General features: G+C 71.2%; 17 protein-coding genes, 2 tRNA genes and 1 pseudogene. 11 read left to right on the forward strand and 9 right to left on the reverse strand.

Translation table 11 applies throughout. The annotated features are described in order from the left end of the window. Positions 1–57: 57 nt before the first annotated feature. Positions 58–777 (forward strand): hypothetical protein, encoded by a 720-nt coding sequence (locus SH922_RS13975; RefSeq protein WP_393058289.1) that lies wholly within the window; start codon positions 58–60, stop codon positions 775–777. Beyond that, a tRNA-Lys gene (locus tag SH922_RS13980) sits at positions 768–841 on the forward strand. The genes SH922_RS13975 and SH922_RS13980 overlap by 10 nt, the downstream gene beginning before the upstream one ends. 84 nt (positions 842–925) lie before the next feature. On the opposite strand, the gene SH922_RS13985 is transcribed toward SH922_RS13980, so the two are convergent. After that, positions 926–2,140, reverse strand: coding sequence for a M6 family metalloprotease domain-containing protein (locus SH922_RS13985; protein WP_393058290.1), 1,215 nt, complete (start codon positions 2,138–2,140; stop codon positions 926–928). A gap of 418 nt (positions 2,141–2,558) precedes the next feature. On the opposite strand from SH922_RS13985, the gene SH922_RS13990 reads away from it, so the two are divergent. Beyond that, positions 2,559–4,424 carry a putative bifunctional diguanylate cyclase/phosphodiesterase gene (locus SH922_RS13990; RefSeq protein ID WP_393058291.1) on the forward strand — a complete coding sequence of 622 codons (1,866 nt, stop codon included), beginning with the start codon at positions 2,559–2,561 and terminating at the stop codon, positions 4,422–4,424. A 50-nt stretch (positions 4,425–4,474) separates the two neighbouring features. On the opposite strand, the pseudogene SH922_RS13995 reads toward SH922_RS13990, so the two are convergent. From SH922_RS13995 to SH922_RS14005, 3 genes and pseudogenes are all read right to left on the reverse strand, one after another. Then, a pseudogene (locus SH922_RS13995) lies at positions 4,475–5,284 on the reverse strand (LysR family transcriptional regulator); the annotation flags it as partial. Between the two features lie 12 nt (positions 5,285–5,296). After that, positions 5,297–6,394 carry an LLM class flavin-dependent oxidoreductase gene (locus SH922_RS14000; RefSeq protein WP_393058292.1) on the reverse strand — a complete coding sequence of 366 codons (1,098 nt, stop codon included), beginning with the start codon at positions 6,392–6,394 and terminating at the stop codon, positions 5,297–5,299. 92 nt (positions 6,395–6,486) lie between these two features. Then, the gene (locus SH922_RS14005) at positions 6,487–7,266 is read right to left on the reverse strand and encodes a decarboxylase (RefSeq protein ID WP_393058293.1); all 780 of its coding nucleotides are present in this window, start codon (positions 7,264–7,266) and stop codon (positions 6,487–6,489) included. Between the two features lie 229 nt (positions 7,267–7,495). On the opposite strand from SH922_RS14005, the gene SH922_RS14010 reads away from it, so the two are divergent. The 6 genes from SH922_RS14010 to SH922_RS14035 all read left to right on the forward strand — a co-directional run bounded on the left by SH922_RS14010 (position 7,496) and on the right by SH922_RS14035 (position 12,775). Next, positions 7,496–8,455 (forward strand): D-2-hydroxyacid dehydrogenase, encoded by a 960-nt coding sequence (locus SH922_RS14010; protein ID WP_393058294.1) that lies wholly within the window; start codon positions 7,496–7,498, stop codon positions 8,453–8,455. Between the two features lie 256 nt (positions 8,456–8,711). Beyond that, complete coding sequence (ehuB, locus tag SH922_RS14015; protein ID WP_393058295.1) at positions 8,712–9,614, forward strand: ectoine/hydroxyectoine ABC transporter substrate-binding protein EhuB; 903 nt, start codon at positions 8,712–8,714, stop codon at positions 9,612–9,614. A 19-nt stretch (positions 9,615–9,633) separates the two neighbouring features. After that, positions 9,634–10,368, forward strand: coding sequence for an ectoine/hydroxyectoine ABC transporter permease subunit EhuC (gene ehuC / locus SH922_RS14020; protein WP_393058296.1), 735 nt, complete (start codon positions 9,634–9,636; stop codon positions 10,366–10,368). Next, positions 10,365–11,009 (forward strand): ectoine/hydroxyectoine ABC transporter permease subunit EhuD, encoded by a 645-nt coding sequence (ehuD, locus tag SH922_RS14025; protein WP_393058297.1) that lies wholly within the window; start codon positions 10,365–10,367, stop codon positions 11,007–11,009. Before ehuC ends, ehuD begins: the two co-directional genes overlap by 4 nt. Then, positions 10,999–11,850: an ectoine/hydroxyectoine ABC transporter ATP-binding protein EhuA gene (gene ehuA / locus SH922_RS14030; protein ID WP_393058298.1), complete on the forward strand. Its 852-nt coding sequence runs from the start codon at positions 10,999–11,001 to the stop codon at positions 11,848–11,850. The genes ehuD and ehuA overlap by 11 nt, the downstream gene beginning before the upstream one ends. Before the next feature lie 166 nt (positions 11,851–12,016). After that, the gene (locus tag SH922_RS14035; RefSeq protein ID WP_393058299.1) at positions 12,017–12,775 is read left to right on the forward strand and encodes an IclR family transcriptional regulator; all 759 of its coding nucleotides are present in this window, start codon (positions 12,017–12,019) and stop codon (positions 12,773–12,775) included. Between the two features lie 43 nt (positions 12,776–12,818). Here the strand turns inward: SH922_RS14035 and SH922_RS14040 are convergent, their stop codons facing one another. Further along, positions 12,819–13,337: a hypothetical protein gene (locus SH922_RS14040; RefSeq protein WP_393058300.1), complete on the reverse strand. Its 519-nt coding sequence runs from the start codon at positions 13,335–13,337 to the stop codon at positions 12,819–12,821. A 243-nt stretch (positions 13,338–13,580) separates the two neighbouring features. On the opposite strand from SH922_RS14040, the gene SH922_RS14045 reads away from it, so the two are divergent. Beyond that, a tRNA-Lys gene (locus tag SH922_RS14045) sits at positions 13,581–13,654 on the forward strand. A 130-nt stretch (positions 13,655–13,784) separates the two neighbouring features. Continuing rightward, entirely contained in the window at positions 13,785–15,287 is a 1,503-nt protein-coding gene (locus SH922_RS14050; protein WP_393058301.1) for an MFS transporter, read from the forward strand. Here the strand turns inward: SH922_RS14050 and SH922_RS14055 are convergent. The 4 genes from SH922_RS14055 to SH922_RS14070 all read right to left on the reverse strand — a co-directional run bounded on the left by SH922_RS14055 (position 15,267) and on the right by SH922_RS14070 (position 21,442). After that, positions 15,267–16,943: an AMP-binding protein gene (locus SH922_RS14055; protein WP_393058302.1), complete on the reverse strand. Its 1,677-nt coding sequence runs from the start codon at positions 16,941–16,943 to the stop codon at positions 15,267–15,269. The genes SH922_RS14050 and SH922_RS14055 overlap by 21 nt on opposite strands. Positions 16,944–16,969: 26 nt before the next feature. Further along, the gene (locus SH922_RS14060) at positions 16,970–17,560 is read right to left on the reverse strand and encodes a lytic polysaccharide monooxygenase (RefSeq protein WP_393058303.1); all 591 of its coding nucleotides are present in this window, start codon (positions 17,558–17,560) and stop codon (positions 16,970–16,972) included. Between the two features lie 158 nt (positions 17,561–17,718). Further along, positions 17,719–20,049 carry an SPFH domain-containing protein gene (locus SH922_RS14065; RefSeq protein ID WP_393058304.1) on the reverse strand — a complete coding sequence of 777 codons (2,331 nt, stop codon included), beginning with the start codon at positions 20,047–20,049 and terminating at the stop codon, positions 17,719–17,721. Positions 20,050–20,074: 25 nt separating this feature from the next. Beyond that, positions 20,075–21,442 carry a peptidoglycan-binding protein gene (locus tag SH922_RS14070; protein ID WP_393058305.1) on the reverse strand — a complete coding sequence of 456 codons (1,368 nt, stop codon included), beginning with the start codon at positions 21,440–21,442 and terminating at the stop codon, positions 20,075–20,077. Positions 21,443–21,473: the final 31 nt, after the last annotated feature.

Consider the following 21,473-nt stretch of genomic DNA (forward strand, 5'->3'; position numbering starts at 1 on the left):
TCCCGATTTCAGGCAACTCTCGGAATCCGGGTGATCACTCCGGGTAGACCTGTGCATATGACCGCTTGGCTGCCAGACGAAACGACCCTGCATCACGGCGACGGGCCCCGCCACCACGCCGCCGAGGAAGCCGACATCTTCGCCGTCCTGCGCGAACAGGCCGGAAAGCAGACGGCTCAGGTGACCGCGGCCGGCGCCGCCTGGCTGGCCGGAGCCGCGGCGTATCCGCGCAGCACCCTGACCCAGTGGGAGTCGCACCCCTCCTCGCCCGGGGTCCTGCCGTGCGGTTCCGCCTTCGACGTGGTGAACGTGCCGACGCTCTTCGGACGCCGGATGCTGGAGCACCTGTGGGCCGATGGTCCGGGCTCCGGTCCGGTCGCCACGCACCGCGGCCGGATGCTGCTGTTCGCCTCCCCCGGCACCGCCCAGCGGCTGCCGTCGTTGCTGGACTGGGAGGAGTGGGGATCCGGCCCGGGAACCCGGTCCGGGCGGGACCTGGCGGGTCCGGACGACAGCGGCCCGAAGGTGCCCCCGCTGCTCTGCCACGGCGCCGGGGACGCGGTGACCGTCCCGCCCCTGACCTGCGGGACGGCCTCCTCCGGGCCCCGTTGGCTGGTCGCCCCCGACACTCGCAGTCCCTGGCTGCCGGGGCCGGACGTCCTGCTCTGGGCCTGCGTCCGGGTGGCCCGGTCGGCGCACGCTTCGGCGCCCCGAATTTCGATTTTTCCTCCCCCGGATCAGGGTGCTAAGGTCTACGACGTCAGCAGGCGCCGCTAGCTCAGTTGGTTAGAGCAGCTGACTCTTAATCAGCGGGTCCGGGGTTCGAGTCCCTGGCGGCGCACAGACGGGAGAAGCCCCCTCGCGAGAGCGAGGGGGCTTCTTCGTTGTCATCCACCGCTGACATCCACCACCGTCATCCACCGCTTCAGGTTCCCGTGGTGATCCGGACCGTCCACGCGCCCGACGGTGTCCGGTCGGCGACCTCGACCGTGGTGTGTCCGCCGGGGACGGAGTACGTCTCGCCGACCTTCAGCGGGGCGTCCGCGAGCGGTGGGTAGACCGAGCGGTCCCAGCAGGCGTCGGTGCCGGGGTGGGTGTCGAGGACGTCGACCGGTCCACCGCCCGACGGTGTCCCGTTGCGGATCCGGTAGAGCAGCACACCTTCGGTGCACGTCGCACTGTCGTTGCCGGTGGCGCTGCGGGCCTCGACGGCCACCGCACTGCCCTCGCCGGTCCTGATCACGGCGAGCCGGGTCCCGATGGACGCGCCGGGCACGGGCACGGCCGCCATCGGCTCCAGGGTGACGACCCGGTCGCTCTGGATGCAGATCACCTGCCGGTCGTCGAGCCAGCCCAGTTTCCATTTGTGCCAGCCGAAGAGGTCCGGCGCGAGGCCGAACTGGCTGCCCATGACGTCCCAGTCGCCGACATAGGTGTCCCAGTCCCCTTTGCCGTCCGAGGGCCGGTGGTAGAGGTCGGGCAGGTCGAAGACGTGTCCGGTCTCGTGGGCGAGGACGTTGTGGTCGGGCGGGTGCTGTTCGAAGACGGTCACGACACGCCTGATGTCCGTACCGTCGGCGTGCAGCGGCCGGTCGAAGTTGACGACCTTGGTGGCGTCGGAGTCGACGCCCGGGGCGTCCGGGTCGGCGACGAGGTAGACGACGTCGTACTTCGAGAAGTCGACCTCGGGGTCGGCCGCGTCGATCGCGTCGCGCAGGTAGGCGCTGCGCCGGTCGTCGTCCCAGTCGCGCTGTATCCCGTACCAGACCGACGGCTTGGGCATCCGGATCCACTGCCGCAGGGGGTGCGGGCGCAGGTTGAACTTTCCGTACGAGGCGCGCCGGAAGAACTCGGTGGTGGCGGGGAAGTGGTCGGCGGCGAGTTCGGCGGGAGTGGTGACGGGCCGGGCGTCAGGGAACGAGAGGAAGACCATGACCGCGTCGAGGGTGTGGTCGGGGCGCGGGTAGGCGCCGTTCCACTCGTCCAGGCCGAGCGAGTGGTGAGCCTCGGTCCGGGGCAGCGCGCAGGGGGTCGCCTCTCCGGTGACGGCCGCCGCGGGGCCGGCGACGAGAGAGGTGGCGGCGAGCGCCAGGAGCGAGATCAGCCCGGCCGTCACCGCTCGCGGACTCGGTCTCACCATCCCTCCGGGCCCTTGCTGACGCGGCACATCTACCTCCGTTACGGGGTGCGGGCTCCAGGACCCTCCTGACCACCTTCTGGCGTTTCGGGAGGTACGTCCTGTTGAGCTGCCCCAGTCGGGTCAGCGGCCGAACCGCATGCATTCTTCACGGACAGTCACAATCGATCACCGATACAACGGGAGAGAACAGATCCGCACAGAAACAATCAGTCGCGGGCAAACCGGATCACCCCGCGAATGGCTCAAGTGCAGCGGACGCGGGGCCCCCAACGGTCGGGGCGCTGGAACGGCCGAGGTGCCAGCCTCTATGCTTCACCTCGCTTTCCTGCGCGGTTTCCGCCTCTGACGACGGCGCTCCACGCGGCGGGCCAGTCCGACCAGAGGTGTCCGGGACAGAACTGCACGGCGGGAGCGAACGGTGAGCGGAACCTCCGAAGGGCCCAGGCCCGCGGCAGGCACAGCACTCTCTTCCCCACCGCCATCCGTCACGGAACGTGACGAGGCGTGGCCGTCCGCCGGGGACCCCACCGAGACGCACGACTACCGGGCCGCGTTCCGGGCTGCCGCGCTCCCGATGGCCGTCGTCGACCACGAGGGCCTGATCGTCACCGCCAACGAGGCACTGGCCGCACTGACGGGTGTCGGCGCGGCGGCACTGACCGCCCAGTCGGCATCCGATCTGGTCGACCTCGCCGCGGACGGCCGAACCTGGCACGCGTACCGCGAGGTGCTGCACGGCCGGCGCTCCCGCTTCCGCTGCACGCGACGGCTCAAGCACCCCGACGGGCGCTCGCTGTGGGCGGAGATCACCGTCGTGCCGATGGCCGCAGCACCGGAGCAGGGGGACGGGGCCGCACCCGGCCAGGTCCTGCTCTCCGTCGCCGACGTCAGCGACCGGCGCGAGCTCCAGAAACGGCTGCGCCACCTCCAGATGCACGACCCGGTGACCCGGCTGCCCAACCGGACACTGTTCTTCGAGCGGCTCTCGGCGGTCCTGGAGACGGCGCCGTACCAGGACGACAGCATGCCGGGGCGGGGCCGGATCGGGCTCTGCTACCTCGATCTGGACGGCTTCAAGGCCGTCAACGACACCCTGGGACACCGGATCGGTGACCGGCTGCTGGCCGCAGTGGCCGCCCGGCTCACGGACTGCGCCGAGCAGGAGGGCCCGCACCCCACCGGCGCCCATCTCGTGGCGCGCCTGGGCGGGGACGAGTTCGCGATCCTGGTCGAGGAGTCCACCGGTACGCAGCAGCTGACCGAACTCGCCCGCACGGTGCTCGCCGCGTTGCAGCAGCCCTTCGACCTGGCAGGTCAGCGGCTCTCGGTCTCGGCGTCGATCGGCGTGGTGGAGCGGCCCGTCGCGGGTACCTCGGCCACGGGTCTGATGCAGGCGGCGGATACGACGCTGTACTGGGCGAAGGCGGACGGCAAGGCCCGCTGGACCCTCTTCGACCCCGAACGCAATGCCCACCGGATGACCCGCCAGGCCCTGTCGTCCAATCTCCGCCCGGCGGTCGAACGCGGTGAGTTCACCATCGAGTACCAGCCACTGGTCTGCATGGCCGACGGTGTCGTACGAGGTGTGGAGGCGCTGGTGCGCTGGAACCACCCTCAGTTCGGCCTGCTCTCGCCGAATCGGTTCGTCGCGATCGCCGAGGAGGACGGCTCGATCGTGCAGCTCGGCCGGTGGGTGCTGCGGGCGGCCTGCCGGCAGGCCAGGCAGTGGCAGCTCGACCACCCGGACGAGCCGCCGCTGTTCATCAGCGTCAATGTCGCCGTCCGGCAGGTCTGGGACTCCGACCTGGTCACCGATGTCGCGGAGATCCTCGCGGAGACCGGTCTGGACCCGGCGCTGCTGCAACTGGAGCTGACCGAGTCCGCGGTGATGGGGTCGGCGGGCCGGCCGTTGCAGGCCCTGCAGTCGCTCAGCGACATGGGGGTCCGGATCGCCATCGACGACTTCGGTACCGGCTACTCCAACCTCGCCTATCTGAGCCGCCTGCCGGTCTCCGTACTGAAGCTGGACGGCGCCTTCGTCCGCGGTTTCCGGTACGAGGACGGCACGCATCCCAGCCCCGCCGACGAGACCATCGTCGAGGCCATGGTCCAGCTGGCCCACCGGCTGGGCCTGACCGTCACCGCGGAGTGCGTGGAGACGGCCGGCCAGGCGGAACGGCTGCGGCGGATCGGCTGCGACACCGGACAGGGCTGGCTCTACTCCCGCGCGGTCGCGCCGGAAGCCATCGCGGAACTGCTCGGCGCACGGGCGCTGAAGGCCTGAGCGGCCCCGGCCCGCCCGGGCCCCGAAGGCAGGCCCCGCCCGCGCGGCGGTCAGCCCGCCGCCGTGGGACCGGTTCCCGCGCCCGGCCGCAGCTCCACGCAGCCGCGTACGAAGTCCCGCACCGCGTCCGGAACGACCGGGGTACGCGGCCACGCCACTCCCACCCGGGACGGGCTGACGCCGCTGACCGGGCGGTAGACCACGTCGGGGCGCCGGTAGAAGCGGGACGTGGCCTCCGGGGTGAGGCTGACGCCGTAACCGTTGGCGATCGCGTTCAGCCATTCGTCGGGGTTGTGGGCGACGGCTCCCACCGTCACCGGGTGCCCGTCCCGTTCGTCCGAGGCCAGCCAGTACTCGCGCCACCAGCCGGACTCCTCCGGGGTGGCCACGAACGGTTCGTCGAAGAGGTCGGCGAACGCGATCACCTCCTGGCCGGCGAGGCGGTGGCCCGCGGGCAGCGCCACCCAACGGTCCTCGGTGATCAGCACTTCGACGTCCAGCGCCTCCTGTCCCGGGAACGGCAGCCTCAGCAGCGCGGCGTCGGAGTCACCGGCCGCCAGTCCGGCCGTCGGGTCGTCCCAGGCGGTCTGGTGCAGCTGGACCCGCCAGCCCGGCCGGCGCCGGGCGAAGGCGGCGATGATCTGCTGCGTCAGTTCGTCGGCCCCGCTCGCGACGAAGCCGATGCGCAGCACCCGGTCGGCGCGGGCGGCGGCGCCCTTGGCCGTACGCAGGGCGGAGCCCCAGGAATCGAGGACTGCGGGGACCGATCCGGCGAGCGCGGCACCCGCTTCGGTGAGCGTCATACCGGCTCGGGACCGGGTGAACAGCGTGACGCCGAGCAGCGCTTCGAGCTGCTTGAGGCTCGAAGGCCGTCAGGCCCCCGGCAGGCCGTACGCGTCCGCGATGAGGTCGTAGCTGCGCAGGCGGGCTTCGCCGCTGTGGGCGTTGGCGGTGATCATCAGTTCGTCGGCGCCGGTGCGCTTGGCCAGGTCGTCGAGGCCGGTGCGGACCTCGTCCGCGGTGCCGTGGACGATGTTGACGAGCCAGCTGTCGACGAACTCCCGCTCCATCGGGCTGAAGGCGTACGCCTCCGCCTCCTCGGGCGTCGGGACCAGGCCGGGGCGGCCCGAGCGCAGGCGGAGCATCGACAGGGCGCCGGTCAGGACCTGGCGGCGGGCCTCACGCTCGTCGTCGGCGGCCAGGGCGGCGACGCCGATCAGGGCGTACGGGGCGTCCAGCACCGCGGACGGCTTGAAGGACTCCCGGTACAGCTCCAGGGCGGGCACGGTGTTCTGGGCCGAGAAGTGGTGGGCGAACGCGAAGGGCAGGCCGAGCATGCCCGCCAGCCGGGCGCTGAAGCCGGAGGAGCCGAGCAGCCACAGCGGCGGGCGGGCCGGGGACTGGACGCCGCCTTCGGAGGTGGCCTGGACGGGGCCGGGGACCGCGTGGATGCGGGCGTAGGGGTGGCCGTCGGGGAAGTCGTCGTCCAGGAAGCGCGTCAGCTCCATGAGCTGCTGCGGGAAGTCGTCGGCACCCTCGTTGAGCCGTTCGGTGCGGCGCAGGGCGGCAGCCGTGGCGCCGTCCGTGCCGGGGGCGCGGCCGAGGCCGAGGTCGATGCGGCCGGGGGCCATGGCCTCCAGCGTGCCGAACTGTTCGGCGATGACGAGCGGGGCGTGGTTGGGCAGCATGACGCCGCCCGAGCCGAGCCGGATGCGATCGGTACGGGCGGCGGTGTGGGCCAGGATCACGGCCGGTGAGGAGGAGGCGACGCCGGGCATGGAGTGGTGCTCGGCGACCCAGTAGCGGTGGAAGCCGCGGCGCTCGGCAAGCTGTGCGATCTCGACACCGGTACGCAGGGCCTGGGTCGCGGTGCGGCCCTGGCCCACGGTCACGAGATCAAGGACCGAGAGGGGCACGGGTGCCGTCCCCTCCGCCTTGCCACGGATCTCGTCGCCTCGAATCTCGTCCACGTCCTGGCCTCTCCGGTGGTGCTCAGCTGTCCTTCGGTCCGCAGCACACCAACAGGAGGTCGACTCCGCTTATTCCCGGGAGGGGCCCTCCGTCACGACCGGTTGCCGTGCGCGTACGACCGTCCGCTCCCCCACTCCACCGGGGCCGGCGGCGATTCGCGGGCCTCGAAGAGGGTGCCGAGCCGGGGCGCCCAGGCGGGGCGGTCGGCCAGCCGCAGGGCCTCCCGGGCTGCCACCTGGTTCGCGGTGAGGACGGGTTTGCCGAGGAACTCCTCCAGTTCGGCGAGGTGGGCGACGGTGTGCAGGGCCGTGTCCGGCAGCAGGACGGCGTCCGCCTCGGGCCGGTCCGCCGCGGCGGCCAGCTCCTTCACCCGGTCGAACCCCCAGACCGCGGCCTCGGCAGCGCCGGCCACGCCCGCAGCGTGGGTGGCGACCACCTCCATGCCCGCGGCCCGGAGGAACGCGGTGAAGTGCGTGGCGATGTCCTCGGGGTAGGTCGCGGCGACCGCGACCCGGTTGGCGCCCAGCTTCCGTACGGCGTGGACGAAGCCGATGGAGGTGCTGGAGGCGGGGACGCCCGCCGCCCGCGCCACGGCCATGACCTGGTCGCGGGCGCCCTGCGGGCCGTACAGGAAGCTACCGCCGTCGCAGGCCCAGACGACGGACTGGACCCCGGAGCGCTGGAGCTCCTCGACACCGGCGGCGAGCCGGCCCGGGGCGCCGAGCTCGCGCAGGGCGTCCTCGCGGTAGGCGTCGTCGGGGCTCTCGGTGTGCCGGACGACGAGCCTGATGGTGCTGTCGAGCAGGATCTCCATGCGCGGGTAGTCGTCCTCCGCGAAGTGGCCCGGGTAGAGGAATCCGACGGTCGTCATGTCCACCCTTCCTGTACTGATGTCCAGTGCGGCAACCTGTACTGATGTCCAGTGCGGCAACGGTCGCGGCAGGCGACCCGCGACACTGACCCGTTTCCCCGCTTCTCATCCAGTATTCCCCCATCCGCCCCGGTCACCGCTCCGGCCTGTTGACGGGGTGGGGTGCGGCTGCGAGCGTGGTGCGTCCGCAGCCTCAGCCGACCCCAGCCGACGCGGAGGAACCACCCCCATGCCGGAGCCCGTCCTGCTCGTCCTGGACGCCGATCCGCCGCCCCGCCTCGGCGCGCTGACCGGGCGGGTGCGGGTGCGGTACACGGACGGGGCCGGTCTGGCCGGGGCCCTCCCGCACGCCGACGTCCTGCTGGTCTGGGACTTGGCCTCGGACGCGGTACGCGCCGCCTGGCCCGGCGGCGGGCCGCGCCCCCTCTGGGTGCACACGGCGAGTGCGGGCGTGGACCGGCTGCTCTGCCCGGAGCTGGTGGACAGCGACACCGTGGTGACCAACGCGCGGGGCGTCTTCGAGCAGCCGATGTCCGAGTACGTGGCGGGCCTCGTGCTGGCGTTCGCCAAGGACCTTCCGGGCACCCTGGCGCTCCAGGGGCGCCGGCGGTGGCGCCACCGCGACACCGCCCGGGTCGCCGGGTCCCGTGCGGTGGTCGTCGGCGCCGGTCCGGTCGGGCGCGAGATCACCCGCCTGCTGATGGCGCTCGGCGTCGAGGTGGCGCTGGTGGGACGCACGCCCCGGCGCACGATCCACGGGGCCGGCGATCTGGACCGGCTGACCGCCCGGGCCGACTGGGTGATCTGCGCGGCGCCGCTGACCCCGCAGACGCGCGGCATGTTCGACAGCCGGTTCTTCGGGCTGATGCAGCCCTCGGCCCGGTTCATCAACGTGGGGCGCGGCCCGATGGTGGTCGAGGACGATCTCGTCGATGCATTGCGCAAGCGGTGGATCGCGGGGGCGGCGCTCGACGTGTTCGAGCGGGAGCCCCTCGGCCCGGACAGCCCGCTGTGGGACGTGCCCGGCCTGATCGTGTCGCCGCACATGAGCGGGGACGCGGCCGGCTGGCGTGACCGGCTGGGCGAGCAGTTCGTCGCGATGTACGAACGGTGGGCGACCGGGGAGCCGTTGCCGAACGCAGTGGACAAGCGGCTCGGCTACATCCCGGGAACGGACAAGGAAGCGTGACCTCAACCCAGGCCTTCCGCGCCCCACTTCACTGCCCCATGACGGACATCTGCGGATAACACCCCGTCATTCACCGCACCCCGCAACGCGATACGCCGCGCACACGGCCCGTTGCACTCCGCCCGCAGTCGGACACGGGAAGGTCACCCTCCGGCCACCGTTCGGTTACATGCGGCCGCTTCCTGCATAGACGTACGGGATCGGGCAGGCGCCAACCCTGTCCGGACTGTTCGACCCCTTCAGGAGATTGCGAACCATGGCTGACTTCCCGAACCTGTCCCGCCGGGGCTTTCTCAACCGATCGGCAGCCGTGGGCGGTCTGCTCGTCGTCCCCGGCCTGCTGGCCGCGTGCAGCAAGACCGGCGCCGACTCCGCGGACGGCGAGGGGGCGCTCGACAAGCTCCGCAAGCAGGGATTCGTCCGGGTCGCGTACGCCGACGAGGCCCCGTACGGCTACATGGAGGGCAAGGAGCTCAAGGGCGAGGCGCCCGCCCTGCACCGGGAGATCTTCAAGGCGCTCGGCGTGGACGAACTGCGCCCGACGCTCTCCGAATGGGACGGGCTGATCCCGGGCCTGCAGGCCGGCAAGTACGACGTGGTCAGCGCCGGTATGGCGATCACCCCCGAGCGTTGCGCCAACGCCCTCTTCTCGGAGCCGGAGTTCATCTCGCCGACGGCGCTGATGGTGAAGAAGGGCAACCCGAAGAAGGTCACCGACCTGGCGTCCGCGAAGGCCGCCGGGATCACCGTCGGCGTGATGGCGGGCGCGGTCGAGGGCTCGTACGCCGAGGGTGCGGGGATAGCCAAGGGCAGGATCAAGTCGCTGCAGAAGCCGCAGGACGGCGCGGACGCGGTCAAGGGCGGCCGGGTCGACGCGTTCCTGCTGACGGGCATCTCGCTGCGCTGGCTGGCGAAGACCAACCCGGACACCGAGGTGACCGAGGCCTTCCTGCCGGAGCTCGACGGGGTGAAGCAGTACAGCCCCGGCGGCGCCGTCTTCCGCAAGGGCAACGAGGAGCTGCGGGACGCCTTCAACCGCGAGCTGAAGAAGATCGTCTCCGACAGGTCGCGCTATGTGGAGCTGCTGCGGGACTACGGCTTCGGGGCCACCGAGCTCCCGCCGGCCACGCTGAAGACGGCTGATCTGTGCAAGGGCTGACAGGGACGGAACCCACCGCATGAGTGATTTCTTCTCGGCCTTCGCCGACGATCTGCCACAGCTGCGCTCGGGCCTGTGGGTGACCCTGGAGGCCACCGTCCTGGGCGCACTGCTGGCGCTGTTCCTGTCGTTCGTCCTCGGCCTGATGTCGATCAGCCGGCAGCTGGTCTCGCGCGGCGTCTCGCGCGTGGTCGTGGAGTTCTTCCGCGGCACGTCGCTGTACGTCCAGCTGTTCTGGCTCTACTACGCGATGCCACCGCTGACGGGGTACGAGCTGACGCCGCTGCTCTGCGGTGTCGTCGCCTTCGGCCTCAACTACGGCGCATACGGCGCCGAGGTGGTGCGCGGTGCCATCAACTCCGTACCGCGGGCCCAGTACGAGGCGGCGGTCGCGCTGAACATGACGCCTCTGCACCGGATGCGCAAGGTGATCCTTCCGCAGGCGTGGGTGCAGATGATCCCGTCCTTCACCAACCTCTTCATCCAGCTGCTGAAGTGCACGCCGTTGCTGTGGCTGATCTCGGCGGCCGATCTGATGACCACGATCGAGAAGCTGCGCAGCCGTACGGGTGAGACTCTCACCGCGTATGTGACCCTGCTGGCCTGCTACTTCGTGCTGGCCTACGCGCTGACCCTGCTGATGAACCTGCTGGAACGGTCCGCCAAGCGACGGCTCGGCCTGGCGAGCGGCGGGGGAAGCCTGCTCAGGTCCCGCAGTGCCGTGACCGCCCCGGCCGCCGGAGGTGCCCGGTGAACGAAGGATTCGACTGGAACGCGGCCGGCGAGGCGCTGCCCCTGGTCCTCCAGGGCTTCAAGGTCACCCTGCTCGCCACGGTGCTCGGAACGCTCGTCGCCGCGGTGCTCGGGCTGGCGATCGCGGTCGCCGGGCGGGCCCCCACCCGGTTCGTGACCGTGCCGGTGAAGGTGGTGATGGAGTTCATCCGCTCCACCCCGCTGCTGGTCCAGCTGGTGGGCTCGGCCGCGCTGTTCACTTCGGTGGAGCCGCTGACCATCGGCATCGTGGTGCTGGGAATCCACTACGCCACGTACACCTCGGAGGTGTACCGAGCCGGGATCGACGGGGTGCCGAAGGGCCAGTGGGAGGCCTGCCGGGCGCTGTCGCTGCCGGCCCGGCGGACCTGGCAGGCCGTGATCCTGCCGCAGGCGGTGCGCAACGTGCTGCCCGCGCTCGGGAACTACGCGATCTCGATGTTCAAGGAGACCCCGTTCCTCGCCGTGATCACGGTGCAGGAAATGGTCTTCGAAGCCCGTAAGTACGGAGGTGACCACTTCGCGTACACCGAGGTGTTCACGCTCGCCGGACTGGTCTTCCTGGTCGCGAGCTATCCCACGTCACTCCTGATGAGAAAGCTGGAGAAGCGCCTTGGCCACTGAACCTCTCCCCCTGCAGAAGACCGCGGCCACGGCCCCCGAGGACGTCGTCGCGATCCCCGCCCCCCGGAGCACCGGACACCCGCTGGTCCGCTTCGACAAGGTCGTCAAGCGGTACGGCGACCATGTCGTCCTCGACCAGCTGGACTTCGAGGTCGAGCGCGGCGAGCACGTCACCCTGATCGGGCCCAGCGGTTCGGGCAAGACCACGATCCTGCGGCTGCTGATGACGCTGGAGAAGGTCAGCGACGGCGTGATCCGGATCAACGGCGATCCGCTGTCGCACATGCGGGCGCCGGACGGCTCGCTGAAGCCTGCGTCCGAGAAGCATCTGCGCGAGGCGCGGAAGAAGATCGGGATGGTCTTCCAGCAGTTCAACCTCTTCCCGAACATGAAGGTGCTGCAGAACATCACCGAGGCGCCCGTCAACGTCCTCGGCATGGACCGCGACAAGGCGGAGACCCGGGCGCGGGAGCTGCTCGACCTCGTCGGTCTCTCCGGGAAGGTCGACGCGCACCCCTCCCAGCTCTCCGGCGGCCAGCAGCAGCGGGTCGCGATCGCGCGGGCGCTGGCGATGGAGCCGGAGATCCTGCTCCTGGACGAGGTGACGTCCGCGCTCGACCCGGAACTCGTGGCGGGGGTGCTTGAACTGCTGGGCGACATCGCCAGGAACACCGACATCACCATGCTCTGCGTGACCCACGAGATGAATTTCGCCCGGGACGTGTCGGAGAAGGTGCTGATGTTCGATGCCGGGCGGGTCGTGGAGTCGGGTTCGCCGGAAAAAATCTTCTCCGATCCCGAACACGAACGTACTCGCGAATTCCTCAACGCGGTGCTGTGACCTCGGTATCCGTCGATCGCTCTTGACTCTGGCATATGCCGGACGGGTGCGTCCCAGCTTACGGGACCGGGGCGCACCAGCGAGTAGTCAACAGCCGCCCCTGAAAGGCCTCTTGGCGGCTATCGTGGTGGCAGAGCTTGCGGTCACAACCTGGTAGGGGGAAACCGTGGCGTTGAAGCCCGAACCGACCGCGCCGTTCCATTCGGTGCAGTACGCCCTTCGTGTTCTCGAAACGGTCTCCAAGCACGGCAACGGCGTGACGGACACCCAGATCGCCCGGGAGACGGGACTGCCCGTCGGGCATCTCGCCTCCCTGCTGCTGACGCTGCGCCGCGAGGGGTACGTCGAGCAGATCACCGACGGCGCGTACGTCACCGGCGCCTCGCTGCTGCTCCTCGGCTCCGGCGCGGCCCGCAGACAGGCCCTGGAGGCCAAGCTCCAGCAGACGCTGGTCCAGCTGCGGGACTCGGTGGGCGCCGCGGTCTACATCAGCCGGTACGTGGACGGCGAGATCCGGGTCACCCAGTACGCCGACGGCCCGCAAACGCCCGCGGTCAACGAGTGGGTGGACTTCCGCTCGGCGGCGCACGCGTCCGCGATCGGCAAGTGCCTGCTGACCCAGCTCGACCAGAACGGGCGGCGCGACCACATCTCGCGGCACAAGATCGCCCGGCTGACATCGCGGACGATCACGAGCGAGAAGGTCCTCTTCTCCAAGCTGGACAGCCAGCCGGCGACGGTGCCGGTGCTCGACCTCCAGGAGTACGCGGTCGGCACGGTGTGCGCCGCGGTGCCGCTGACGGCGGGGTCGTCGGCGGGATGCCTGGCACTGTCCCTGCCGGTCGAGCACGCACACCGCCTGCGTGCGGCGGCGGACGCGCTGAACCGGCGGGCGGCGCCGGTACTGCTGTCACTGGCCCTCTAGGGTCTCGTAACCGGCAGCCCCCACCCTCCGCCACTCCGGCAGGTCAGGCGGCGCGGCAGAGCTCCGCGGCATCGGCCGGCACCAGGGCGTGGGCCACGACCGCATGCGCGGGACGGGCGGTGGCCGCGGCCACCGAGCGGTTGCGCGCGAAGACGACGAGGCGCAGCACCGCGAACCGCGCGACGCCGGCAAGTGCGGAGGCGGACAGGTAGACGACCTGTTCCAGCACGGCCCCCGGCGACTCCACCAGCTGCGGGAGGGCGAACATCGCCACGCAGGTCACCGCATACGCCGCCGCTGCCGAGCCGGCCGACTGACCATGCTGACGCCAGGTCGCACGCCCGCCCGCGCCGAAGGTGAATCGGGCGTGCAGTTCGGTGGCGAGGAGCGTGGAGACCACGGTGATCAGGGCGTTGGCCAGAGCCCAGGGGATCCAGGAGGCCAAGGCCGCCACGGCGAAGCTGGAGGCGATTCCCACTCCGCCGCCGCAGAGCACGAAGCGGGCGAAGGCGGTGAAGGCGGCAGGTGCCGCCGACTGCCGCTCCTCCTGTACTGCTTCCATGACCTGTCCCCCTCGATCAGCCACCACACGTGACGCGAGCCCTTCGCTCCGCGAGACCGAGGGCTCATTTGTTCGTGGTGCCATAGTGGCACACCCATGGCGCCACGACGAGCCAAATGTGGCACCGCATGCGTCCGCACTGACGCCACGACGTCGCCGGGATCACGAATGCGCAGGTCAGCAGGGTCGTGGACGCGTGTCGTCAGCACCCCCGAGGACCAGGTATTATTTTCGAGTCAGCAGGCGCCGCTAGCTCAGTTGGTTAGAGCAGCTGACTCTTAATCAGCGGGTCCGGGGTTCGAGTCCCTGGCGGCGCACAGACAACACGCGAGGCGGTCTCCGTTCAACGGGGACCGCCTCGCGTGTTTTGTGCTGCCCGCGGTGATGTACAGATGTTTTACACGTCTGTACTAGACAGCTGTTTTAAACACTCGTATATTTCCTGGCATGCCAACTTCGTCGCGCACCACCGCCGCCCCCGGGGATCTCGCCGGCCGTCGGGAGTGGACCGCTTTCGTGGTCCTGCTCCTCCCTCTCCTCCTGGTCTCGATGGACGTGTCCGTCCTCTTCTTCGCGATCCCGTCCATCGACCGGGACCTCGCACCCAGCGCCACGCAGCAGCTCTGGATCTTCGATGTGTACGCCTTCGCGCTGGCCGGCCTCCTCATCACGATGGGCTCGCTCGGCGACCGGATCGGGCGCCGCAAGCTCCTGATGTTCGGCGCGGTCGCCTTCAGCACGGCATCGGTCGGCGCCGCCTACGCCTCCAGCCCCGAGATGCTCATCGCGGCCCGGGCACTGCTCGGGATCGGCGGTGCGACGCTGATGCCGTCGACCATGGGCCTGGTGCGGAACATGTTCAGTGACGAGAAGCAGCGCGGCCGGGCGATCGGCATCTGGTCCGGTGCCATGGCGGGCGGGATCGCGCTCGGCTCGGTGCTCAGCGGCATCATGCTGGAGCACTTCTGGTGGGGTTCGGTCTTCCTGATCAACGTGCCGGCGATGGTGCTGCTGCTGGTCCTGGTGCCGGTGCTGGTGCCGGAGTTCAAGGACCCGGACCCCGGGCGCTTCGACTTCCTGAGCGTGCCCCTGTCCATGGGCTCCGTGCTGCCGGTCGTCTACGGGGTCAAGGAGACCGCCGCCGAGGGGCTGGACCTGCGCAACGGCCTGATCGTCGCCGTCGGGCTCGCCCTCGGCTGGTTCTTCGTCCGGCGCCAGCACAGCCGCACCGACGCGCTGATCAGCAAGGACCTCTTCCGCGACCGGAACTTCGCCGCCGGGATCGGGCTGAACGCGCTGGCCGCGTTCGCCATGATGGGGGCGTCCTTCTTCACCACGCAGTACCTGCAGTCGGTGCTCGGGATGGGCACGATGGAGGCCGCGCTGTGGAGCCTGGCCCCGTCGCTGGCGGTGGGCGCGGCCGCACCGGCGGCCACCGCCATCGCCCAGCGGACCGAGCGGGCCCGGGTGATCTGCGCGGGCTTCGTCATCGCCGCCGCCGGATTCGGTGTCCTCGCCCTGTCGGGTACGGACTCCCTCGCCGTCCTGCTCATCGGCTCGGCCGTGCTGAGCTGCGGGATCGTCACCGTGATGGCGCTCGTCTCGGACCTGGCCATGTCCACCAGCCCGCCGGAGAAGGCGGGTTCGGCTGCCTCCCTGCTGGAGACGGGGCAGGAGTTCGGCGGGGCGATGGGGATGGCGCTGCTGGGTGCGGTGGCGACCGCGGTCTACACCGCGGACATGCCGGGCGCGGCGCCGGAGGTGGCCCGCAAGACGCTGCCGGGTGCGTTGTCCACCGGTGACGGCTCACTGATCGCGGTCGGGCGTGACGCCTTCGTGCACAGCATGCAGTACGCCTCGGTGGCCGGCGGGCTGCTCCTGCTGGTGGGGGCCGTGCTGGCGGTGACGCATCTGCGGCGGGCGGCCGTCTCAGATCCCTCCGCCGTGTGAGGACAGCAGGTCATGGCGCCCGTGCTCCTCGTACTCCCGCATCAGCGACGCGAGTTGTCCGTCACCGAACGGTTCGTACGCCCCGCCGGCACCGTTCCACCACAGCGGTCCCCCGGACCAGAATCCCTCGCGCCGCAGCCCGACCCGGTGCACCTTGTTCGTCGCCGTCACCGGCATCGACCGGACGATGCGCACGAACCGGGGGGCCATCTTCGTCCCCAGGTCGGGCTGGCCCCGGAGGAAGGCGGCGAACGCCTCCGGGTCGAACCGGGCCCCCTCGCTCAGCGCCAGCGCCGCCATGACCTGGTCCCCCGCGACCGGGTCGGGCACCGCGTAGACGGCCACGGCCGCCGCGTCGGTCCAGCGGGCCAGGATGTTCTCGATCATCGCGGCGGCCAGGTTCTCGCTGTCGACCCGCAGCCGGTCCTCCGTACGGCCCGCGAAGTACAGGAAGCCGTCGGCGTCGCGGAAGAAGAGGTCCCCGGTCCAGTACCAGCCGTCGCGCACCCGGGCGGCGTCCGCCGCCTCGTTGCGCCAGTACCCCTCGAAGGGGGTCCGGCCGCGGTTGACCAGCTCGCCTATCGCACGGTCCCCGTTGATGAGCCGGCCGCCCTCACCGAACACCGCGGCCACCCGCTCCCGGCCGCTCGAAGGGTCGACGACCGCGAGGTCGTCGCGGTCCGACGCCCGGCCGATCGCACCCGGCGGGGTGTCAGGCGTCCGCTGGATCGCCGCCCCGCCCTCCGAGGAGCCGTACCCCTCGACCAGGCGCACCCCGAAGCGCTCCCGGAAGCGGGCCGCGTCCGCGGCGCCCGCCTCGGTGCCGAAGCCGAGCCGCAGCGGATGCTCGCGGTCGTCGGGGCGCTCGGGGGTGGCCAGCAGATACTGCACGGCACGGCCGACATAGGTGAAGTACGTGGCGCCGTGCGCGCGTACGTCGGCCAGGAATCCGGACGCGGAGAAGCGGCGGCGCAGCGCGACGGCGGCCCCGGCGGACAGGGCGGGGGCCCAGTCGGCGATCACCGCGTTCCCGTGGAACATCGGCATGCAGATGTAGTGGACGTCCTCGCCCAGGATCCCGAACTGGCCGACGAGGGACCGCCCGGCCGCCGCCAGCCGCCCCTGGGTGCAGACCGCTGCCTTGGGCGCACCGGTGGACCCCGAGGTGAAGTACAGCAGCATCCGGGTCGCGGGCGCGGGCCGGTTCAGGACCGTGTCACCCGGCCGCGCCCCGGCGTAGGGGGCGAGAAGCGCGGCGTACGCGTCGGTGTCGGTGACCAGCACCCGTACGCCCGGCAGGGCGAGGCCGTCGAGCAGCGGCAGATGGGCGCGCTCGGTGATCAGCACCCGGCATTCGGTGTGCAGGATGTCGCGGGCCAGCTCGGCGCCGCGGCGGGTAGGGTTGATGCCCGCGACGGCGGCCCCGGCCAGGGCCGCCGCGCTCAACCACAGCGGGAATTCGGGAGTGTTGTCCAGCAGCACTCCGAGGTGCGGTTCGCTGCCCGTCGGCAGCAGATCCGCCAGGAGCGCGGCCCGTGCGGCAGCACCCGAGGCGACCTGGTGGTGACTGAGGACGGTGCCCTCATGTCTCAACCCGGGCCGGTTGTCGCCCCATTGGCGCTGTACGAGCTCCGCGACGGTGCCTGCGCTCCCCATGGCGCCGCACGGTAACCGACCAGGCGTCAGAACTGAACATCCGAGCACGAGTAGAACGCGTTGGCCGTGTCGGCGATGTTCCAGACGCTCAGGATGATGTGCTTCCCGGTCTTCTGGGTGGGGATGGTGCCCTGCTGGGTCAGGGTCGACGGCGGCTGCTGATTGCCGTACGGCACCGTCATGAAGGGCTGGGACTCCAGGTCGGACCTCTTGAGCGGCTTGGTGGGGTCCCAGCCGTTCTTGGTGATGTAGTAGCGGAAGTCGGTCGTGGCGTGCCGGGCGGTGAACTGCCAGCGGAAGCTGAAGCCCTGGCCCGCGGTGACCTTGGTGGCGGGCCAGTTGCCGCCGCGCGGGTCGTCGAGCTGGGCGAACTCGCCGTGACCGGCGGAGCAGATCGCACCGTCGGCGGGGCCGGCCGCCGGGAAGCCCTTGGGGCCCTCGACGCTCTGCGGCTCCCACTGGATGTTGCCGCAGTTCGTCACCGTGCCGTTGGCGCAGAGCTTCTGACGGCTGATGGGGTTGTCCGTGTAGCCGTGGCTGCTGGCTGTGCTGGTCGCGAACATCGAGACGCCCGCTACCGCAAGGCCGACCAGGGCCGCGCCTGTCTTCTTACGCATTGCTGCCGCTCCTCGGAGACGTGGGGGAGGTTCCATGAGCACTGCTACGCGCGTGTTGTGCGGTCTAGACCAAGTCCTAGATTATTGACGCAGCATGAACATGTCCAGACCAATGAGAGCTGGATTCCGGTTGTCTCCGAGGTGCCGGGCAGGACGTCTCAGGCGCTGTCACCACCACTGCGGCCGGTGTAGAAGGCCACCGTCAAGTCCTTGACCAGGGACTTCCGTTCGTAGTCGTCGAGCTCCACCAGGCCCCGGGCGGTGAGCCGGTTGACAGTGTCGTCCACGGCGTCCACCACCGAAGTCAGCACGCTGTCACGGTGCTTGGCGTCGATCGCGGCGATCCGACGCCGCTGCATGGCCGCCGCCACCTCCGGTGCGTACTCGATTCCGGTCGGCTGCGCCGAGTACACCTCGATGCCGACCGGTTCACAGTCCGCCTTCAGCATCCGGGTCAGGGCGTCGCCGACCGCCTCCGCGTTGCGCAGGGTGTGCGCGTCCTCGTGGAAGGCGTCGGCCGGCAGCTGGGACAGGACCCGCGCCATGGCCGCCTCGACCTGCTCGCGCAGATACTCCTCGTGGTCCTCGACCCCCAACGTCGCCCGCACGGTGTCCTCGACCCGCCACACGACGAGGACGACGACCCGCAGGGCGGTGCCGTTGGCGTCCATCGCGGGCAACGGCTCGCTGCGCCAGTGCCGCAGCCGCACGTCGACCCGGCGCCGCAGCAGCAGCGGGCTGACCCACATCAGCCCGGTCCGCCGCACAGTGCCCCGGTACCGGCCGAAGAGGGTGAGCACCCAGGTGTACCCGACCCGGCCCCGGCTCAGACCGCCGAACGCGAAGAGCACCACGGTCGCCAGCAGCGCGAGCGCCGCCCAGGCACCGGAGCCGAGTCCGTCGAACGGTCGCGGGCCGACCCCGATCCGCGACAGCACCCGGGCCGGCAACGCCCCGGTCCACCACAGGACTCCACCGCCGGCGGCGATCCCGCCGAGTCCGGTGAGCACCGCGACCCAGCCGGGCAGTGCCGGTCCGGGCCGCTCGTGGAGCCGGGGGTCGGCGACCGGCGCGGGCCGGGTCGAGGGCCGCACCTGCGGAGTCCTCGGCACCGGCGGCCGCCGGACACCGGCCGGCTGCTCGCCCCCGGGTGCCTTTCGTACGACGGTGACGGGCAGCGCCGTGGCGTCCTCCCCGGCCTCGGGCTCCTCGCGGAAGAGCAGGTGCACCGGGATGGAGGCGGTGCGCTCGTTGGCGATGACCGCCTGGTGCCGGACGGTGTCCGTACGGGCGTCGGTACGGAACTCGCCGGTGTCCTCGCCGGTGAACTCCGGGAAGAGCGAGGCGGGGGCGAGCCCCGGCCCGGGCACGGCCGCGGTGTCAGGCGCGTCGCCCCGAACGGGAACGGACGCGGAGGCGTCGTGAGTTCCGGAGGTTCCAATGGTTCCGGTGGTTCCGGTGGTTCCGGGGGTTCCGGTGGTTCCGATGGTTCCGGGGGTTCCGGCGGTTCCGGCGGTTCCGGCGGTTCCGGCGGTTCCGGCGGTTCCGGCGGTTCCGGGGGCGGAGGCTCCCGGCCCGTACGTTCCGGATCCGGCCCCCGCCATGACGAGCACACCTGCCTCGGCAGCCGCTGCCCGTGCCACGTCCCGCGGATCGCCGCCGGGCGACGCATCGGCCTCCGGCGCGGGAGCGGGCACCAGGTCCGAGGCGCTCGGCCGGGCGTCGCGCAGCGGCGGCCCACCGGCGTCGGGTCCGTCGGCGGACCGGTGGACGGGGCCAAGGGCGGAAACCGCCGGCACCTCTCGCACCTCTCGCACCTCTCGCACCTGAGGTACCTCAGGCACCTCAGGCACCTCAGGCACTTCCGGCACCTCTCGCACCTCCGGCATCTTCGCCACCGCATCGTTCTCCGCCGTATCCACCGCCGGAACCGGCGCCGGGGCAGGCCACGGACCAGGGACCGGCGCCGGGGCAGGCCACGGATCAGGGACCGGCGCCGGGGCAGGCCACGGATCAGGGACCGGCGTCGGCGCAGGCCACGGACCCGGGTCCGCCGCCGGAACCGACACCGAAGCCGAGGTCGCGCCGAAGGAGGAGCCCGCGCGTTCACCCTCGCCCGGCACCAGGTCGAGCACGAGGTCGACGACGGAGTCCCTGCCCGGCACGGGCGCGTCGGGCGCGGACGCGTCGGGCACCTCGACCGCGCCGGGCGGCACCTCGGCCGGACCGGCAGCGGGCACGCCGGGACCGGCGTCCGGACCCGCGTCCGGACCCGGGCCAGGACCGGCCTGCTCGTCCTCCGCCGCCCAGCCGCCCGACCCGGCCCGCTCCCCCGCCGCGGCCCAGGCGTCCGTCACCCGGCCCGCTCCGTCCGGCCCCACCCATTCCCGTACCGGGACCGCCCCGTACCTCTCCTCCCCGTACTCCGGGTTCTCCCGGTTCTCCAGGTTCTCCGGGTTCCCGGAGCTGTCCGACACCGTGGATCGCATTCCCGCCTCCGTCATGTGCGTCGTGTCACGCGAAGAGTCGCCGCCAGGTCTCCGGACCCGGATAGCCGTCGGCCTCCGTGCCCCGCCAGCCCTGGGCCTTCTGGAAGGCCTCGACATTGCGTCGGTCCGCCTCGGTCCACCGAGAGTCGGGGCCCGACAGGTAGTACTTGCCGTATCCCTTCTTCACCAACTGTCTGCCGAGCCTGTCGACATGGCTGTTGGACTGACCCGGCCTGAAATAGCCCCGCCCGGGGAAAGCCGGGACCTCGGCGGAGCCGCCGTTTCCGGCCGTGCCGCCCGCGGCGGGGATGTCGTGGCCGGTTCCGCTCACCAGCAGGCGCCAGGTGTCGGGGCCGGGGACGCCGTCGGCCTCCCTGCCCTTCCAGCCCTGGGCCTTCTGGAACGCCTGGGTCGCCAGCCGGTCCGCGCTGCCCCAAGCGGGGCCGGGCCCGACCTTGTAGAAGCGCTTGCCGCCCCGGTCGACGAGCATCTTGCCGAGCCGGGTGACGTAGTCGTTCTTCGCGCCCGCGCCGAACTTCCCGGCACCCGGGAACAGCGTCTTCGTCGAGTCGCTGCCGCCGGACCCGGTCGTCAGCCCCTTGTACCGGTAGGCGACGTAGCTGCCCGAGTTGGTCCAGTACGCCATGGGCGTCGTCTGCTTGCGGGTGTGCGGCGTGGTCTGCTCGTACGCCGTGTAATGGGTATGTGTGTAGTCGGTCCAGCCGCCGAAGATCGTGACGTGAGAGCCCTTCCCGGGGTCGGCCGGGTTGTGGAAGAGCAGGATGTCGCCGGGCTGGAGTTCCTCCCGGGCGATGCGCGTCCCGTAGGCGGCGAGGCTGCCGGTCCATTCGTTGCCGGCCAGGTTCCAGGCCATCGACACATAGCCGGAGCAGTCCTGGCGGTACCCGTCCGACCAGTACTTCTCCATGCTGTAGGGGACCTGCGCGGTGACCCACTTCTTCGCGCGGTTGATGATGTCGGCCCGGGTGGCCTTGCGCAGCGCGGGCGTGCCCGCCTGGGACGCCGGTGGTCCCGAGGCTCCCGCACCCTGCAACGGTCCCGGTCCGCCCTGCGGACTGTCCGGCCCCGGTTCGACCGGAACGGCCGCCACGCCGGCGGCCGCCACGTCGGTCGCCGCGGCCGCGTCGGCCGCCTGGCCCGGGTCCGTCACGGGGGCCGGGTCGGCCGCCGCGCCCGCCGCCTCCGCGAGACCGGCACTCAGCACCACTCCGGCAGCGGTGACCAGCACCATCGCCCGCCGCGCGCCGTGCGCGGCGGGATGTCCTCCATAGCGCGTCGGCAGTCCCGCGGCTGCGGTGCGCCGTTGAACGGCGCATCCCGCACAGGTGCAGTCGATGGCAGGTACGTACTCCTCGAAGGCCGGCACAGTCATGCGATTCCCTCCGCACTCGTCAAGATCTTTG

It is taken from the genome of Streptomyces sp. LN549 (genome assembly GCF_043203805.1).
Lineage (GTDB): Bacteria > Actinomycetota > Actinomycetes > Streptomycetales > Streptomycetaceae > Streptomyces.

Bases quoted from the DNA above. Each gene is read 5' to 3' on its own strand.
- SH922_RS13975 (WP_393058289.1), top strand. From the start codon at position 58: ATGACCGCTTGGCTGCCAGACGAAACGACCCTGCATCACGGCGACGGG.
- SH922_RS13985 (WP_393058290.1), bottom strand. From the start codon at position 2,140: ATGGTGAGACCGAGTCCGCGAGCGGTGACGGCCGGGCTGATCTCGCTC.
- SH922_RS14005 (WP_393058293.1), bottom strand. From the start codon at position 7,266: ATGACGACCGTCGGATTCCTCTACCCGGGCCACTTCGCGGAGGACGAC.
- SH922_RS14010 (WP_393058294.1), top strand. From the start codon at position 7,496: ATGCCGGAGCCCGTCCTGCTCGTCCTGGACGCCGATCCGCCGCCCCGC.
- ehuB (WP_393058295.1), top strand. From the start codon at position 8,712: ATGGCTGACTTCCCGAACCTGTCCCGCCGGGGCTTTCTCAACCGATCG.
- ehuC (WP_393058296.1), top strand. From the start codon at position 9,634: ATGAGTGATTTCTTCTCGGCCTTCGCCGACGATCTGCCACAGCTGCGC.
- SH922_RS14040 (WP_393058300.1), bottom strand. From the start codon at position 13,337: ATGGAAGCAGTACAGGAGGAGCGGCAGTCGGCGGCACCTGCCGCCTTC.
- SH922_RS14050 (WP_393058301.1), top strand. From the start codon at position 13,785: ATGCCAACTTCGTCGCGCACCACCGCCGCCCCCGGGGATCTCGCCGGC.
- SH922_RS14055 (WP_393058302.1), bottom strand. From the start codon at position 16,943: ATGGGGAGCGCAGGCACCGTCGCGGAGCTCGTACAGCGCCAATGGGGC.
- SH922_RS14060 (WP_393058303.1), bottom strand. From the start codon at position 17,560: ATGCGTAAGAAGACAGGCGCGGCCCTGGTCGGCCTTGCGGTAGCGGGC.
- SH922_RS14065 (WP_393058304.1), bottom strand. From the start codon at position 20,049: ATGCGATCCACGGTGTCGGACAGCTCCGGGAACCCGGAGAACCTGGAG.
- SH922_RS14070 (WP_393058305.1), bottom strand. From the start codon at position 21,442: ATGACTGTGCCGGCCTTCGAGGAGTACGTACCTGCCATCGACTGCACC.